Here is a 17325-nt window from a genome sequence, read left to right on the forward strand (position 1 = left end):
AGGTGAGTTAAAATGATGACGGTCGGTGGAATCAGTTCAATAACAAACGGACAGGGCGCTTTTCAAGGTTCAAAAATCAGTGCCGAAAAAGGAAAATTTGAAGAGCTTGTGCGTTCCGTTTACGGAGAATCCTCTTCAATCGGAAAATCAGTTTCTTCCAGCCAGGTTTTGCCGGAAGGAAGATTGAATGGCGATTACGGAACAGGTTTTGCCAGAACTTTTAATTCTGCCGCCGACAAAAATTCTCACCCTGTCGGAGCCGCCGCAAATCAGGCAAATCCAAACGTAAAAACTCAAACCATTGACCGTACTTCAAAACTCTACGAAAAATCTCTCGAACTTGAATCTTATTTTGTAAAAATGATGGTGAGCCAGATGCGCAAAACCGTCGTAAAAGCCAGCGGCGAAAGCGATTTTGCTTCAAAAATGTACGAAGACATGCTTTTTGACGAATATTCAACGGCAATGACAAAAAATGCCGGATTCGGACTTGCAGATCAGATGTACCTTCAGCTTGCCCAAAATCCGGTTAGCGTAGAAGCATAATTTTTACTTTGCGCCGTATAAACTGTAGTAAGAATCCATTTCTTTTTTAATTTCGTCGGTAATTATTTTTTTGTCGCCGTTGGTGTAAAGGTATTCGATTACATCGTTCATTGAAACGATTGCGCGTGCAGGAAAACCGTACTTTTCAGAAATCACTTCAAGGGCTGCCTTGTCCGAGTCAGGAGCTTTTTCCATGCGGTTGAGAGAAACAATTTCGCCGACAATTTTAATTCCGCCAGGGACTGTTTCCTGAGACTTGATTTTTGGATAAGTTTCTTCGATTGATTTTCCAGAAGTTGTAACATCTTCGATAATGACAACCCTGTCACCGTCATTTATTTTGTAACCCAAAAGGCTTCCTTTGTCAGCGCCATGGTCTTTTTCTTCCTTGCGGTCAGAACAATATTTGATTTCTTTTCCGTAGAGCTCCGAATAGGCGAGGGCTGTGACTACAGCGAGCGGAATTCCTTTGTAAGCCGGTCCAAAAAATACGTCAAAATCATCTCCAAAATTGTCATGAACGGCTTTTGCGTAAAATTCTCCGAGGCGTTTGAGTTGTCCGCCAGTAACATAGGCGCCGGCATTCATAAAAAACGGAGATTTGCGTCCAGATTTTAGGGTGAACGAACCGAATTTAAGCGCATTGCATTCAACCATAAAATCTATAAATTCTTTTTTGTAATCTTCCATAAAATACTCCTGTTGATTAGTTCATGTATTTTACCGCAGATTAAAGCAGATTGAAAAGACATTTTTTATTTGACGGGCACCACGGCAGATAAAATCTGCCGTCGCTACGTCCGGGGTTCCGCGAAAAACCGCTCCATTGCTTCGCAACGGCTTCGCCGCCCCTTCCATCGCTGGTGCAAAAATTACAGGCTTTCAGGACCAAAACCGTCTGGAAGAAAATCATTCAGTTTTTTTTCTGTAAAATTTCCTTTATCGTCCGAGCACAAAACTGTTAAATCCGGGGCAAATTCGTACATAAATTGGCGGCAAAGTCCGCATGGAGTGCAAATCTGGTCTGAAGAGCCTGCGATTGCGATTTTAGAAAAACTTTTTTTTCCTTCGCTTATTGCCTTTGACATTGCGGTTCTTTCTGCGCAAATTCCGCATGGATACGAGGCGTTTTCTATGTTGCAGCCTGTAAAAATACTTTCATCACCGCACAAAACTGCCGCGCCGACAGAGTATTTTGAATAAGGCGAATATGAGTTTTTTCTTGCATCGAGCGCAAGATTAACAAGTTCTTTGTCTGTCATGAATATTATTTTATAAGAAAAAGACAGATTTGCAATTAAATTTGAAAATCACTAAATTTTAATTTATTATAATGTAATAGATTTTTTTACAGGCGGTTTTTAGATATGAAAAATACAAAAAAGAATTTTTTTTATGGACTTGTGCTTCTGATTTTTGCCGGAACTGCTTTTTTTAATTCCTGTAAACTTGTAGACGGAGACGAGCTTCGTGCGGAAAACGAAAATTATCTTCAAAAACTTATCGACCAAAAAGAAGACGGAGACGAGCTTGATCTTTCACAAATTAAAGATGAATTTTCTTTAAAATCTATAGAAATCAACAAGGCGATAACTTTGAGCGGCGGCGAAACAAAATTCGACATGCAGAATATAGACATTGCCGTAAATGTGCCAGGCGTGACCTTAAAAAATCTTACAAATGTAAATAGCGTAATTTTCGGAGAAGAAATCAAAAAAGAAGAGCTTACCGTCGATAACTGCGACATTAAAAATTTAAATGCAGGCGATACAGCTGATACATCCGATGGCGAAAATATTGTATAAAAATGTAAAAGTTGCTATATTCTTTAGTGAGATTAAAAATATTAAGTAAGACTTAAAAAGTCGTGCTTTTTTAGGAGAATTATAATTATGGAAAAGACAATTGCCTTGATTCCTGGAGATGGAATCGGTCCTGATGTTGTTGCAGAGGCTGTAAAAGTTCTTGACGCTGTTGCAAAAAAATACGGTCACAAATGGAATTATAGAGATGTAATTGCCGGTGGCGCTGCCATTGATAAATTTGGAAAACCACTTCCTCAGGAGCAGCTTGACATCTGTCTTTCAAGCGATGCTACTTTGCTCGGTGCTGTCGGCGGTCCAAAATGGGACAACGTTGCTCCGGAAATTCGCCCTGAAAAAGCGCTTCTCGGACTTCGCGGCGGCATGAAAGTTTTTGCAAACCTTCGTCCTGCTGTAATGTGGCCTCAGCTCAAAGATGCCTGCCCTCTCAAAGACGAAATCGTTGGAAACGGACTTGATATTCTCGTTGTGCGCGAACTTACCGGTGGAATTTATTTTGGTGAGCGCGGAACTAGCGCAGACGGAAAAACTGCCTGGGATACAGAAAAATATTCATGGGAAGAAATCGAAAGAATCGTTCGTCTTGGCTTCCAGTTTGCTCAGAAAAGACAGAAACATTTGACTGTTGTTGACAAGGCAAATATATTGAATTCAAGCCGCCTTTGGAGAAAGGTTGCAGAAGAAGTTCACAAAGAATACAGCGACGTTACACTCGACTTCCTTTACATCGACAATGCTTCTATGCAGCTTGTCCGCAATCCTCGCCAGTTCGACGTAATCGCTACAAGCAATATGTTTGGCGACATTCTTACAGACGAAGCAAGCCAGATTACAGGTTCAATCGGTATGCTCGCTTCTGCTTCTCTTGGTGATGGAACAGGCCCTGGTCTTTATGAACCAATTCACGGAACTGCTCCTGATATTGCCGGGAAAGATTTGGCAAACCCTCTTGCAACAATTCTTTCTGCGGCAATGCTCTTGCGTTACAGCTTTAAACTTGAGACAGAGGCAAAGGCAATTGAAGATGCGGTTAATGCGGTTTTGAACGCAGGCTGGAGAACCGGAGACATTGCAGGTTCAAAACTTGCAGAAGTAAAGGCTCAGGGCAAACTCGTCGGAACAAAGAAAATGGGCGAACTTGTTGTAGAAGAACTTAATAAATAAAAAGTTTTTACAATATTTTCTATAAAAAACAAAAAACGGACTGTCTGAAAATTTCTGGCAGTCCGTTTTTTTTTATCCTGATTTTTTATAAACTTAGAGTTTACAACTCTGTTAAAAATGCTAGAATGTGCGTGAAAATTATGATATTCTGAAAATGCGTTTAGTTTTTTGACTTGAGTTTTTTATTGGGGATTTTTATTGAATAATATGGAACGAAACTCTTTTGATGCGTTGGTTTCCGGTTTAAGCGAAACTGAGCGTCTTACAATGCTGGAAAAAATGAAGTCGACTGGCGAAGAAACAGTTCCTCTTTCATTTGAAGACGGCTCTGATCTTGAAGCGAAAATTCCTTTTGCAGAGCAGATTAAAAACGAATCGATTTTTTTTAGATTTTTTTTGTGGCTAAAGTCTATTTTTGCAAACACTTCCATGCAGGTTCTTTACAACGAGCATAAAATTTTACAGATTGCACATTCTGTCGAAAAAAATTGTCCAAACCTGATCGATTCAAAACGCAATATTCTCCTGTCTTCTTTTTACGACAAACTTACCGAATTAAAACTGAGCGCAGATTTTTTTAAGCCTTATATTCTAATTGCAGAGTCCGACGAAAATTCATTTCTTGTATTTTTGGGCTCGCTTGTAATGAGCGAAGTTGAAGAGCAGATGAACGAAGAAGTCGACCCTTATTCTCTTCCAATGGAAAACGGCCCCCGGCCAGAACAGAGAGTGAATCTTCTTCATAAAATGGACGGAATTTTAAATGAAATTCCTGCTGACAGGCGAAATTATATGTATGAGGCGGTTCGTTCTTATGAATGGCTCAAACAGTTTTCTAAATTGCCATTTGACCGTTTTATTTCTCTTTTTTCTACAATTGTCGAAAAAAATTACTGTTGCGCCTTCAGTTCCCTCGAAAACGAAATTTCGTTGTTTGCAAAAGTTTTGTGCAATGGCGTAAAAATCCATGAAGAAGTTCTCGAATCGATTTATCTTTTTTCGCGTAAAGGAACGAGTGGCCGGACTCTTGATTCAATGGACGAAATCGCAGAAAAAGCCGCAGATTTTATGAAAACGGCAAAATCTCACATTTCAATGATGCGAATGTTTATTACGAGCGTTCCATTAAAGTCGATTGGAAGAGTTGTCTATTCTGATGCTGCATGGATTCCGGAAAATTTTACCGGTGGCGAAGACTGGTTTGTCCGCTATAAAAACAACTGGCGCAAACTTTTTGAAGAAAAATGGAAGGCTTGGGGCGTTGACTGCAAAAAAGAACAGTTAAAAATTGATTTGAACAGAAATTTTGGGCTTGAAACTTTTCCTCTGCTGACTGAGCGTCCATGGTCGCTTTTGTGGGGCGGAATGCCGTTCCGTTACGAACTTACGGCCGGTTTTTTGAACTGGTATATGAAAGAAAAATTTCCAGAATTTGAATTGCCTTTAAAAACTGTAATGCTTGAAGGCGATTTTATTCAAAAGGAAAACCGCTCCGAATTCAACGATTCTTTCAATAAATTCATTCAGATTTCGGTCGATTTGCAATCTCTTAACAGAATGCTTTCTGCTGGTGGCGAATATGGAATTATTTTTACAAAGCTTCATAGTGAGCGTTTGCGCACCTTGCAGGCTCATTCTAAAATTGAGTCGATAATCCGCGGCGTTGAGGGCGATGTCCGTTCTATGCTTTCGAGATTTGGAGACGCCTGTCGAACTATGGAAAACTGCTTTACAGGAATTTTCCTTGAAAAAAAAGACAGTCGTTACGATGCGCTTACAAACCTTGCGCGGCTTGGCGGAAAAAACAACGAGGAGTTTATCGAAAGTCTAAAAAAAGCAAGGCAGTCAATTTTAGACGGATATGCTATGATTCGTGAACTTGAGCAGGTTGACAGCCCGACTTTTTCTAGATAAGGCAGAAATATGGGCAAAGTGAATTATATTTGCGTTACAAAAAAAATCGAAGAAAAGTCGGAAGATTCAAAATTCATTGTCTTGCCGTTTTACAAAAACGGAGAACCCTTAAAAGACGGAAAAAAATGGGGAATGACGCTTCTTTCTGCCGGTTCAATGCGCTTTCGTTGGAACAAAAAAAATATTTTGCGGGAAAAGACTTTAAAATCTATTGCAGAAGAATTACATCCTCATGTTTGTTCCGGAGAATGTGCGGGCGATGAGCAAAGATGCAACTGCCAGCGTCAGATTGTGAGCATTGAGCTTATTCATTCTAAAACTGTTTTTGAAATAAATTCTCAGGGCGGCTCGTTTAATAAAAAAGGCGACGGATTGATTACGGACAACAAAATGCTTGTTCCTGTGGTTACTGTTGCCGACTGCGTGCCTCTTTTTTTGTATGATTCAAAAAATGGTGTTTTTGCGACCGTTCATTCTGGTTGGAAAGGAACAGGAATAATTGGAGAAGCGGTTAGGCTTGCCGTTGAAAAATACGGTTCAAAACCGGAGGATATTTGCGTTGCGATTGGACCTCATATCGGAAGTGAATGTTATAGTATTGACGAAAACCGAAAAAATTACTTTTTAGAAAATTTTGGTGAATGCGTGGCAAAGCTCAAGAATGAAAATTCGGATTCAATTCAAAAAACAGCAGACGGAAAACTTTTGAATTATTCATTGGATTTGACGAAAGCAAACCTTTTTGTCTTAAAAAAGGCTGGAATTATGGAAGAAAATATAACTGTTGCAACTGACTGCACCTGTTGTTCAAAATTTTCGGACGGAAAAAACGTATTTGGAAGTTTTAGGCGGCAGGCTGCTTTTTTGCCGGAAAGTGTTTCTTTGGACGAAAAAAGCAGGGCTATGACGGTTCAGGCGGCATTTGTTATTTAATATAATCTTACAAACAGAAGTGAATAGGATATGGAAACTCTAAAAAATCTGGAAATTGGAAAATCGGCGGTTATCAGCAAAGTTGGCGGAACAGGAGCGTTAAGACAGCATTTTCTTGACATGGGAATGATTCCCGGCGTAAAAGTCACGATGATGAAGCACGCTCCTATGGGCGACCCGCTGGAAATCCGGGTTTTTAACTACGAACTTACATTGCGAAAGGAAGAAGCCGCCCAAATCGAAATTGAGTATAAAGAAAAACCTTCAGATTCCGGCGCAGATTTTTCTTATTCAACAGCGGAAAAAGAAACTTCCACCGCCTCAAACGATTTGCTGACTTCCCATCCGGGACTCGGCGAAGACGGAAAATATCATGAAAAAGAGACCGAAACTCCGCTTCCGGCCGGCACGATTTTAACCTATGCGCTTGTCGGAAACCAGAACTGCGGAAAAACAACGCTTTTTAACCAGCTTACAGGCTCAAACCAGCACGTTGGAAATTTTCCGGGCGTTACAATAGACAGAAAAGACGGCGCAATAATTGGCCATCCGGAGACTCTTGTAACAGACCTTCCGGGAATTTATTCAATGTCGCCGTTTACAAGCGAAGAAATTGTTTCCAGAAATTTTGTCCTTAAGGAAAAACCAAAGGCGATTTTAAATATTCTTGACGCCTCTGCGATAGAGCGGAGCCTTTACCTTACCATGCAGCTTCTGGAACTTGATATTCCAATGGTAATTGCTTTAAATATGATGGATGAACTTACAGGAAACGGAGGCTCAATCAACATAAACGAAATGGAAAATTTGCTCGGCGTTCCGGTTGTTCCCATCTCTGCGCTAAAAAACGAAGGCGTAAACGAGCTTGTTCAGCACGCAATCCACATAGCGCACTTCCAGGAAAAGCCGGTTCCCCAGGATTTTTGCAGCAAGGACGAAGCCGGCGGCGCAATTCACAGGGCAATCCACGCTGTAATTCACCTTATCCAGGACCATGCCGAACGTGCGGAAATTCCAGTGCGCTTTGCCGCAAGCAAAATAATCGAAGGCGACAAGATTATCCTGAATATGCTCGACCTGGATTTTAACGAAATTGAAATGCTTGAGCACATTGTTGTTCAAATGGAAAAAGAATCCGGCCTTGACAGAAGCGCGGCAATCGCAAAAATGCGCTATTCGTTCATCAATAAAATCTGCGGAAAAACCGTAAAAAAACCGCACGAATCAAAAGAACACTTGCGCAGCGAAAAAATCGACAAAATTCTTACCGGAAAATGGACTGCAATTCCAGCCTTTATCCTGATTATGACAACTGTGTTCCTGCTTACATTCAACGTTTTAGGCGCTGCCCTGCAGGGGCTTTTGGAAAACGGCATAGACTTTGTTACAAATCTTGCGGCGACCGGATTAAAAAACGCAGGCGTAAACGAAGTTCTGCAAAGCCTTGTTATTGATGGAATTTTTAAAGGCGTCGGAAGCGTCTTAAGTTTCCTTCCAATAATTGTAGTAATGTTTTTCTTTCTTTCCATGCTGGAAGATTCAGGCTATATTGCGCGTGTTGCGTTCGTAATGGATAGACTTCTGCGAAAAATCGGACTTTCCGGACGCAGTATTGTTCCTCTTTTAATCGGTTTTGGCTGCACAGTTCCTGCCGTAATGTCCACAAGAACCCTTCCAAGCGAACGCGACCGGCGCATGACCATTTTGCTTACACCTTTTATGAGCTGCTCGGCGAAACTTCCGATTTACGCATTTTTTGTAAGCGCATTTTTCCCGAAGCACGGCGGTCTGATTATGGGCGGACTTTATTTTCTTGGCATTGTCTCAGGAATTCTTGTCGCCCTGCTGTTCAAAAAAACGCTTTTTAAGGGAGAGGCCGTTCCTTTTGTAATGGAACTTCCAAATTACCGCCTTCCTGGTAAAAAAAATGTAGCCCAGCTTTTGTGGGAAAAATCAAAAGACTTTCTGCAGCGCGCATTTACCGTAATTTTTATTGGAACAATCATAATATGGTTTTTGCAAAGCTTTAACCTGCGGTTTCAGCTTGTCGCTGACTCCCAGCAAAGCATCCTTGCTTCCATCGCAGGAATCCTTGAGCCAGTTTTCCGTCCAATCGGTTTAGGAAACTGGAAAATCATAACCTCGCTGATAAGCGGATTTATTGCAAAAGAAAGCGTAGTTTCTACAATGGAAATTCTTTTTGGAGACGTTTCCGCCGCAATAAATTCCCTTACCGCGGCAAGCCTTCTGGTATTCAGCCTTTTGTACACGCCGTGCATTGCGGCAATTTCGGCAGTCCGCCGCGAGCTTGGAACAGGCTGGGCGGCCGGCGTCGCTCTCTGGCAATGCGCGCTTGCGTGGATTCTGGCATTCGCCGTGCATTTTATAGGAAGTCTTGTTTAAGTTTAAAAAAAATGCAAAAAAAACAGCGGCCTGTAAAAAGACCGCTGGTAAAATTAGAAATGCTTATTTTAAAAGATATTCAACCGTGGTTACGACCCTTACGTTCTTTTTTTCTTCAAGTCCCGGAGCTGCGTCTTCGATTGTAAATAAGCCTTGTGTTGCTTTTTTGATTTTTCCAACCTTGCTGTTTGAGTCGCGGGCAAACTGTTCTGCCGCGGTTCTTGCATTTTCTGTGGCTTCTGCAATCATTTGCGGTTTTATTTGATTCAATTTTGTAAATTCGTAGTTTACTTTGCCGTCATATTCCTGGAGAACTGCAATTCCGCTCGAAACCAGGTTTAGTGAATCTGCATAAGCGGATTTTACGCTTTCAATTTTTGAAGAACGGATTAAGATTGTCTGTCTTGCAATAAAAGTGTAGCGCAATTTGCTTTGATCCATGTATGAATTGAGCGAATTGTCCGTAATTGCCGCCGGCTGTACGGTAAAGTCGTTTTCGTCAAGACCGTGGTCTTTGAGGTATTTTTTTACTGTCTGAGTTTTTGAAATAACAGACTGCTGTAAAGATGAAAGATTGTTGTCGCCTGTCGAGAATGTCATATTCCAAATTGCAAGGTCGGCATCAACTTCTTTTTCTGAAAGTCCGCGTACAGAAACGCTGCGTTCCGGCGTGATTATGTTTGTAAGTCCGAAAGCAATAATCAACGATGAAATGATGATTGAAATTCCGATTTTTAAACTGTTCATAAAGTTCCTCCCGTAAAAAAGTCTGTTGAAAATTTTGTCTGGCTTTTTATATTTTGCGCTACTGAATATTATAGCCCGTTTTTTTTGACTTTTCCATCAATTTTATTTTTCCATGACGGCTTTTGCCAGCTGGTCTGCGCAACTCGTTCCTTTGTCGCGGCAAAGGTTTCCTAAAAGTTTTGCCGAAATTTCTTCGGCTGTCATTCCTTCGCAGAGTTTTGAGATTGCCTTTAAGTTTCCGTCGCAACCGCCTTCAAATTTTATATTGTGAATTCTGTTTTGTTCATCGCGTTCAAATGTTATTGATTTTGAACAGGTTCCTTTTGTTTTATATGTTACTGTCTGCATTTTACGCCTCGTTTTTTGTTTAATTTTCTTCTTCGCCGATAAACGCTTTTATCTGGCCGACTGTTTTTTCGTCAGGAATTTGAGAAGCTGCTTCTATTATTTTAGCCCTCGTCATTATTGATTTTGCAGCCTTTTCGTCAATTCCGCGCGACTGAAAATAAAACAGTTCTTCGTTGCCAAGGTTACCAAGGTTTCCGCCGTGGGCACCTTCTACGTTTTCTTCTCCACACAAAATCATTGGAATTGAACGGTTTACAGCAGTCGGCGAGGTTAGAAGCGTTTCTTCGTATTCGTTGCCTTTTGAACCTTCGCAACCGCGCTTAAAATCGATTGTTCCGCGGTAAAGTTTTTTTGCATTGTCCAAAAGAGTGCCTTTTATGCTCATCTTTGACTCTGTGTTTTTTCCTGTGTGCGAAACGCAATAATTTATGTCGAAATTTTGTTCATTTTTTGCAGTGTAGGCTGTTTCGCTCGTAAAGTTTGAAGCGTAACCAGAAAGAGCGCAGGTTACGTTTGCAAAAACCTGTTTTGATCCGAGTTCAATTTGCGTTACTTTTATGCTTGCGTTGTCTTCTGCAAAAAACTGAGTGTCGTCAAGGTGAGTGTATTTTTGGCCTAAAAGCTGAACTTTTACAAGGTGAATTTTTGAATATGGTTTTGCCCAAAGTTTTGTCTGTATTGCGCAAAAGCCGCCGTCAAAAGGAAGAGAAGTGTAGTTCATTATTACGGTGATTTCGGAATTTTCTTCGGCAATTACGATTTGCCGTCCAGAATATGTTTGTCCATCTTTGAGCTCAAAATCCAAAATTACCGGTTCTGTGCATTTTTTTTGTGCTGTAAGCGCAAATTTTACGGAATTTAGTGAATTGATGATGTCTGTAGTGTCCGTGCTTGAACTTTGTGCCATAAAAGGAAGTTTTTCTTCGAGTTCGGCAATTTCTGCGCAGCCGCTTCCGTCGTCTTTGTAGAGAATTAAGCCTTCTGTTGCTCCGCGGATTTTTGCGCATGGAACGACAGAAGTGTCGATTTCTGTCTCGAGAATGCCGCGGTTCATTTTGAGCCAGTTCCAGGTAAGGTACGGTGTTTTATTTACATTATGATAAGAAAGTTTTTTTGTCATAATTACATTCCTTGTAAATTTAAGGCTGCATTCGGGGGCTTGGGGCACTCCCCAGGAGAGGGGGTAGCGGAAAACCGCAGGTTTGCAGCGAGGGGCAGGCGCCCCTTTGTATTTTTACATATTGCCTTTCATTTCCAGCCGAATCAGGTTGTTCATTTCGACTGCGTATTCAAGCGGCAGCTCTTTTGAAACAGGATTTGCAAAACCGGAAACAATCATTGTGCGCGCTTCTTCTTCGCTGATTCCGCGGCTCATAAGGTAGAAAATTGCGTCTCCAGAAATGCGTCCAATCTTTGCTTCGTGTCCGACTGCGCAATCGTCCGTGTGGATTTCCATTGCAGGAATTGTGTCGGAGCGGCTTTTGTTGTCGAGCATAAGTCCGTCGCAGCTTACACTTGCTTTTGAGCCTTTTGCTTCCGGTCCGATGTAGATTGCGCTTCTGTAAATCGAAGAACCTCCGGCTTTTGAAAGCGATTTTGAGGTTATGAGCGAAGTTGTGTCTGGCGCAAGGTGAACCATTTTTGCACCTGTGTCCAGTTCCTGTCCTTCGCCTGCAAAGGTTACGCCTGTGAATTCCGCATGGGAGCCTCTTCCGACAAGGTCGCTTTCTGGATAAAGGTAGGAAATGTGGCTTCCGAATGAACCGGAAACCCAATCAATTGAACCGCCTTCTTCAACCCGCGCACGTTTTGTGTTGAGGTTGTACATATTTTTTGACCAGTTTTCGACTGTCGAATAGCGCAAATGCGCATTTTTTTTGACGTACAGTTCAACACAGCCTGCGTGAAGGTTTGCAACGTTGTATTTTGGTGCGGAACAGCCTTCGATAAAGTGAACGTCCGCGCCTTCGTCTACGATTATGAGAGTGTGCTCAAACTGTCCGGCGCCTTTTGCATTAAGGCGGAAGTAACTTTGCAGAGGAATTTCGACTTTTACGCCTTTTGGAACATAGACAAAACTTCCTCCAGACCAAACGGCTCCGTGAAGAGCTGCAAATTTGTGGTCGGAAGGCTTTACAAGCTGCATAAAATGTTCTTTGACCATATTTGCGTAAGGTCCGGAAAGTGAACTTTCAAAGTCTGTGTAGATTACTCCTTGCTTTGCCACTTCGTCCTGAAGATTGTGGTAAACCAGTTCAGAGTCGTATTGTGCGCCAACTCCTGCGAGGGAAGTGCGTTCTGCTTCCGGGATTCCAAGTTTTTCAAAAGTTTGCTTTATGTCATCTGGAACATCTTCCCACTTTGTCTGCATCTGCGTGTTTGGACGAACATAGGTTACGATTTCTTCCATATTGAGTCCGGAAATATCTGGTCCCCATTCCGGAACTTTTAGTTCGTTGTAAGTTTCGAGCGCCTTTAAGCGGAATTCCCTCATCCATTCAGGGTCGTGCTTGTCTTCTGAAAGTTTTTCGACAATTTCTTTTGTCAGTCCCTGCTTGTTGCGGTAAAATCCTTTTTCTTCATATCTAAAATCGTATGGAGACTCGGAAATTTCTGGTATTTCGTTGTTTTTTTCTGCCATTTGTCTGTCCTTTAAGCGTTATGCCAGATTTCCTCTTTCAAACTGCTCAAAACCGTTGGCATTGATTTCTTCGACGAGTTCGGCTCCGCTGTCTTTTACGATTTTGCCTTTTACAAGAACATGCGTTCTGTCGATCTTCAGGCTTTCCAAAATTTTTGTCGAGTGAGTGATTATGAGAAGAGAGCCGTTTACCGACTTTTGATATTCTTCGATTCCTTTTGAAACTGTGCGGACTGCGTCAACGTCAAGTCCGGAATCTGTTTCGTCAAGGATTGCAAGTTTTGGCTTGAGCATTAAAAGCTGTAAAATTTCGCTCTTTTTACGTTCTCCGCCGGAAAAACCGACATTCAAATCGCGTTTTGCATAACTTTCGTCCATGTTGAGGAGGGCCATTTTTTCTTTCAGCTCTTTCTGGAACTGGAAAAGCCGCACTCTTTGTCCTGTTACTGCTTGAAGAGCGCTTCGTATAAAACTTTCAAGAGAGATCCCTGGAACTTCGAGAGGTGACTGAAAACTCAAAAAAAGACCTTTTGCGGCGCGTTTGTCTGCCGGAAGGCTTGTGATGTCTTCCCCATCGAAGAAAATTTTTCCGCCAGAAACAGTGTAGCGCGGATTTCCCATGATTGTGTAGCCGAGAGTTGATTTTCCGGCTCCGTTTGGTCCCATAAGAACATGAGTTTCGCCGGCATTTATATTTAAAGAAACGCCGGTTAAAACCTGTTTATTTTCTATATTTACTGATAAATCTTTAATCTGTAATAAATTGTCCATAATTTACGAATTATATAGAAAATATGCGTTTTAGAGAATACTATTGCGAACTTAAAAAAAAAGGTCATCAGGTAAATTGCCAGATGACCGGATAAGGTTTGAATATAGTTTTAATCCAGTTTGAATGAAGAAAACTGATTGTCCAGAACTGCAAGATCGGCTTTGTTGTTTTCTGTTGCCTTGTTTACTTCTTTTATAGATTTTGTAATTTCTTCTGTTCCAGAAACGATTTCTCCCATTGCATTTTTTATCTGAACTGTAACGTCGGCAAGAATTTTCATTTCGTCGATAATTTGTTTTCCGCCGATTTTAAGTTCTTCCGACTCTTTTTGAACAGAATCAGAAGAATACTTGATTTCGCCCATTGCTTCGAGAACCTGACTACTGCCTTCTGCCTGTTCTTCCATCGCGGACTTAATGACATCTTCCTGACGACTTACTGTTGTTGTCAGCTCAAATATGACTTCAAACTGCTTTTGAACTTCCTGTGTATTTTCTGCAACTTTGTGGATTACAGTGCTGAGTTCTTCCAACTGGCCGGAAATTACCTTTCCCTGAGTGTTTGACTGTTCTGCAAGTTTTCGGATTTCGTCTGCTACAACAGCAAAGCCTTTTCCTGCTTCTCCTGCGTGAGCTGCTTCGATTGCTGCGTTCATTGCCAAAAGGTTTGTCTGTTCTGCAATGCTCTGAATAATCGAGCTTGCTTCCAAAAGACCTGCCGAGCGCGAAATGATTGAATCTGCAAGGTCAACAGACTGATTGATTTTTTCGCGTCCATGTTCGGATTCGCTTCCGAGAGATTTTACAGAAACAGAGTTTTTTTCGAGAATCGACGTAACGCTTTTTATGTTTGCAACCATTTCTTCGATTGCGCTTGAGGCTGTCGAAATTCCGTTTTTCTGACTGGAAATGCTGTCGTTAAGGTGGTCGATCCGTTCAATCATGCGGTTGATTGTCGTAGATGATTCTTCAACTCCTGCGGCCTGATTTAAAGTCTGTGTCTGAATATTGTTTATGTTGCTTGAAATCTGGTTTATTGCAGAAGCTGTTTCTATCATTGTGTTTGAAAGCTGGTCTGCTGTGTTTGTTGAGGTTTTAACAGAAGTTCTGATTGCATTTAAAAGCGCTCTTGTAGAACTGTGGAATTCGTTCAAATAGTTGATTAAAAGGCCGAATTCGTCGCGGCTCAAAACCTGAAGCTGGTCTTTTGTGTAATCCTTTGCGGCGATTCCTTTTGAAAAGTCTGTCATCTGCTTAATGCGCTGAGAAGTTCCTTTCATTTGACGGAACGAGTCTGCAAGCGCAATAAAAAATCCCATAATTATAACCGGGAACATATAACGGAAAAGAACTACTTTTGGTGGAAGATCGTCGAAGTTTTCTACAAACATTGGCGCAATTGAAATACAGAGAATACCAAGAACTGCAAAACCGTTTACGAGCAAAGTTCTCAGCAGGAGGTTTAGGGAAAGGTTTTCTTCGGAAAAAATAACATTATGAAGTGCTTTTTCAAAATTTTGCATAAAGCAGATATAGAAAAAACAGGTAAAAAGTCCTACAGAAGCTATGCATATAAGAAAAACAGGTACTTTTGGAAGGTCAATTCCGTTTGCGTTGCAGAAATTCAAGATTAAAAAACCGAGGAAAGGTCCGTTAAGAACGGCAATTGCAATTGTAACAAGTTCAAGAATCTTTATTGTTTTGTTTACTTTTTTTGCAGATTCAGAAGAGCCGTCATATGCCTTAATCTTTTTTATAGAAATTTTGTAAAAAACCGTCAGGAGTGAAGCCATCAATAAGGCTATTAAAAGCGGTACTGGTTTTATAAAAGTTGAAAAAATTTCGGAAAACGAGATAATCTTAAAAAATTCGAGCGTAAGCAACGCATTGAGTATTGTAACGGCGAATAAAAGCGCGTAATAAACAGGAATTCTTTTTGGAATTTTCAGCTCAGAAATATTTTGGGTTTCAACCATTTTGTTCTCCAAGAAATTAAATTTTATTTGAATGTTGAATTTAAAATGCTTTTAAACTCTGTATTCAGGTATTATTACGATTATAACTTGTTTTTTGATTTTTATAAAAGAAAATCTTACGTCAATTTGTGTTTTTTGATAAGATAGCAATTTTTTTATTGTAAAATTGATTTTGCTTACGCAAAACTCGTTTATTTTGATGTGCGCAATATGCGCACGGCACTGCCTGCGGCAGTGATTTGGCATAACAAAGTTATGCTACGCACGGCAGGGATTGGAACTGCGCCGCAGGCGAACCGGCAAAGCCGGTTTGGAGCGAGAGCGGAACAGTGGAAAGCACGGTTTTTAGGCTTGTCCTAAAAAGCCGCCCGAAAAAAAACGAAAAAACGAATTTTTAATTTTTTTTAAATTTTAATGTGCTAGAATTGTTTTTATGAATTTAAAAAGAAAATCTGGAATATTGCTTCATCCTACGTCTTTGCCGGCTTCTGCTGGAATCGGCACTATTGGCTGTCCTGCTTTTGATTTTGTCGACTGGCTTTCGGCTTCTGGTACTAAATTGTGGCAGGTTTTGCCTTTGGGACCGACTGGTTACGGAGATTCGCCTTATCAGCCGTTTTCGGCTTTTGCGTTAAATCCGCTTTTGATTGATTTTGAGGATTTAGTTGAGCGTGGCTGGACTGAAAAAAACGAAATTGTTCCGCCGGATTACATAAAAACTGAGGGAAATGTTGATTTTGGGAGCGTTGTCTGGTGGAAAAACGGCGTCTTAAAGAAGATTGCGCTAAAACTTTTGGACGGCGGCTTAAAAGGTCTGAAGTCTGAATTTGAAAATTTCTGTAAAGAAAACGATTTTTGGCTTGATGATTTTGCTTGTTTTATGAGCATAAAATCGCATTACGACGAAGAAGGCATGTGGAATAAAGCCTGGCCAGAAGAATTGAGGCTTTACCAAAAAAATGCGGTTGATTTATGGGAGAAAAGCCACGAAGATGAAATTTTGACGACAAAATTGATTCAATTTTTTGCATTTACTCAATGGAATGCGCTTCATGAATATGCAAAGTCGAAAAATGTTGAAATTATCGGGGATATTCCGATTTTTGTAAGTGCTGACAGCGCTGATGTTTGGGCAAACCAAAAATATTTTCAGCTAAAGGAGAATGGAGAATCGAGGGTTGTCGCAGGGGTTCCGCCGGATTATTTTAGTCCGACAGGCCAGCTTTGGGGAAATCCTCTTTACGACTGGAAAAAAATTGCGGAAGACGGTTTTAAATGGTGGATTTTGCGCATAAAAAATATTTTAAAACTCGTTGATTATGTGCGGATTGACCATTTCCGCGGTTTTGATTCTTATTGGGCGGTAAAATCCGGTTCAAAAACTGCCGAAAAGGGCAAGTGGCTCAAAGGACCCGGAGTTGCTCTTTTTAAGGCGGTAAAAAATGAGCTCGGTGAATTGCCTTTAATCGCCGAAGATCTGGGCGAAATTACGGACAGCGTGCGCCGGTTGCGTGATAAGTGCGGACTTCCTGGAATGAAGATAATTCAGTTTGGCTTTGATTGTGCGGAAGAAAAAAAAGGTTCCCTTGTAAATGCTTTTTTGCCTCATAATTTTTTTAATGCAAATTGCGTTGCTTATACCGGAACACACGACAATGACACAACCCAGGGAATGCTGAATTCTCTTTGTGAAGAAAATTTGTGCCTTATTGCGTCGTATCTGGAAGGTCGGAAGGTTGGTTTTTCTGAGGCCTGTGCAATGCGTTCTGATGGAAATTTGTGTCGAAAACTTGTTAGTCTTTGTTTTTCAAGCACAGCTTCTTTTGCCCTTGTTCCAATGCAGGATTTGTACGGTTTTGGTTCTGATTGCAGAATGAATACGCCGGGAAGCGCCTGTGCAAACTGGTCATGGAGAATGAGAAGCGATATGCTTTACGGAGAACTTGCCAGCAAAAAGTGCGAATGGCTTAAAGAATTGAACTGTTTATACAACAGATAGAATGTAGATACAAGGAAAATTAAAAAAAATGAGGACAGCAAGTTCTGTCCTCATTTTTTT

Annotated in this window: 15 protein-coding genes; 7 read left to right on the top strand and 8 right to left on the bottom strand. The window is 41.0% G+C overall.

Going from position 1 to position 17325, the window contains the following annotated elements; genetic code table 11:
* The first annotated feature begins 12 nt into the window (after positions 1–12).
* Positions 13–546, top strand: a complete 534-nt coding sequence (locus B5D47_RS03005; RefSeq protein ID WP_078930339.1) for a rod-binding protein — start codon at positions 13–15, stop codon at positions 544–546.
* A 3-nt stretch (positions 547–549) separates the two neighbouring features.
* Here B5D47_RS03005 and pyrE read toward each other — a convergent pair whose 3' ends face one another.
* Together pyrE and cdd are read right to left on the bottom strand one after the other, a co-directional pair.
* Positions 550–1236 (bottom strand): orotate phosphoribosyltransferase, encoded by a 687-nt coding sequence (pyrE, locus tag B5D47_RS03010; protein WP_078930340.1) that lies wholly within the window; start codon positions 1234–1236, stop codon positions 550–552.
* Positions 1237–1418: 182 nt separating this feature from the next.
* Positions 1419–1808, bottom strand: coding sequence for a cytidine deaminase (cdd, locus tag B5D47_RS03015; RefSeq protein WP_078930341.1), 390 nt, complete (start codon positions 1806–1808; stop codon positions 1419–1421).
* Positions 1809–1913: 105 nt separating this feature from the next.
* Between cdd and B5D47_RS03020 the strand changes: the two genes are divergently transcribed.
* The 5 genes from B5D47_RS03020 to feoB all read left to right on the top strand — a co-directional run bounded on the left by B5D47_RS03020 (position 1914) and on the right by feoB (position 8783).
* The gene (locus B5D47_RS03020; RefSeq protein WP_078930342.1) at positions 1914–2351 is read left to right on the top strand and encodes a hypothetical protein; all 438 of its coding nucleotides are present in this window, start codon (positions 1914–1916) and stop codon (positions 2349–2351) included.
* An 87-nt stretch (positions 2352–2438) separates the two neighbouring features.
* Positions 2439–3533 (top strand): 3-isopropylmalate dehydrogenase, encoded by a 1095-nt coding sequence (leuB, locus tag B5D47_RS03025; protein WP_078930343.1) that lies wholly within the window; start codon positions 2439–2441, stop codon positions 3531–3533.
* Positions 3534–3740: 207 nt separating this feature from the next.
* Entirely contained in the window at positions 3741–5447 is a 1707-nt protein-coding gene (locus B5D47_RS03030) for a DUF5312 family protein (RefSeq protein WP_078930344.1), read from the top strand.
* 9 nt (positions 5448–5456) lie between these two features.
* Positions 5457–6380 carry a purine nucleoside phosphorylase YfiH/LACC1 family protein gene (locus B5D47_RS03035; RefSeq protein WP_078930345.1) on the top strand — a complete coding sequence of 308 codons (924 nt, stop codon included), beginning with the start codon at positions 5457–5459 and terminating at the stop codon, positions 6378–6380.
* A 30-nt stretch (positions 6381–6410) separates the two neighbouring features.
* On the top strand, positions 6411–8783 hold the full coding sequence (feoB, locus tag B5D47_RS03040) for a ferrous iron transport protein B (protein WP_078930346.1): 2373 nt from the start codon (positions 6411–6413) through the stop codon (positions 8781–8783).
* Between the two features lie 63 nt (positions 8784–8846).
* Here feoB and B5D47_RS03045 read toward each other — a convergent pair whose 3' ends face one another.
* The 6 genes from B5D47_RS03045 to B5D47_RS03070 all read right to left on the bottom strand — a co-directional run bounded on the left by B5D47_RS03045 (position 8847) and on the right by B5D47_RS03070 (position 15266).
* Positions 8847–9530: an SIMPL domain-containing protein gene (locus B5D47_RS03045; protein ID WP_078930347.1), complete on the bottom strand. Its 684-nt coding sequence runs from the start codon at positions 9528–9530 to the stop codon at positions 8847–8849.
* A 102-nt stretch (positions 9531–9632) separates the two neighbouring features.
* Entirely contained in the window at positions 9633–9878 is a 246-nt protein-coding gene (locus tag B5D47_RS03050; RefSeq protein ID WP_078930348.1) for a TIGR03905 family TSCPD domain-containing protein, read from the bottom strand.
* A 19-nt stretch (positions 9879–9897) separates the two neighbouring features.
* Positions 9898–10998, bottom strand: coding sequence for a SufB/SufD family protein (locus B5D47_RS03055; protein ID WP_078930349.1), 1101 nt, complete (start codon positions 10996–10998; stop codon positions 9898–9900).
* Positions 10999–11112: 114 nt separating this feature from the next.
* Positions 11113–12519, bottom strand: coding sequence for a Fe-S cluster assembly protein SufB (gene sufB, locus B5D47_RS03060; RefSeq protein ID WP_078930350.1), 1407 nt, complete (start codon positions 12517–12519; stop codon positions 11113–11115).
* 18 nt (positions 12520–12537) lie between these two features.
* A complete protein-coding gene (gene sufC / locus B5D47_RS03065) occupies positions 12538–13290 on the bottom strand; it encodes a Fe-S cluster assembly ATPase SufC (RefSeq protein ID WP_143592592.1) in 753 nt (250 codons plus the stop codon).
* Positions 13291–13400: 110 nt separating this feature from the next.
* A complete protein-coding gene (locus B5D47_RS03070; protein WP_078930352.1) occupies positions 13401–15266 on the bottom strand; it encodes a methyl-accepting chemotaxis protein in 1866 nt (621 codons plus the stop codon).
* A 433-nt stretch (positions 15267–15699) separates the two neighbouring features.
* On the opposite strand from B5D47_RS03070, the gene malQ reads away from it, so the two are divergent.
* Complete coding sequence (gene malQ, locus B5D47_RS03080) at positions 15700–17265, top strand: 4-alpha-glucanotransferase (RefSeq protein ID WP_078930354.1); 1566 nt, start codon at positions 15700–15702, stop codon at positions 17263–17265.
* Positions 17266–17325: the final 60 nt, after the last annotated feature.

Origin of the sequence: Treponema berlinense (genome assembly GCF_900167025.1) — a bacterium.
GTDB lineage: Bacteria > Spirochaetota > Spirochaetia > Treponematales > Treponemataceae > Treponema_D > Treponema_D berlinense.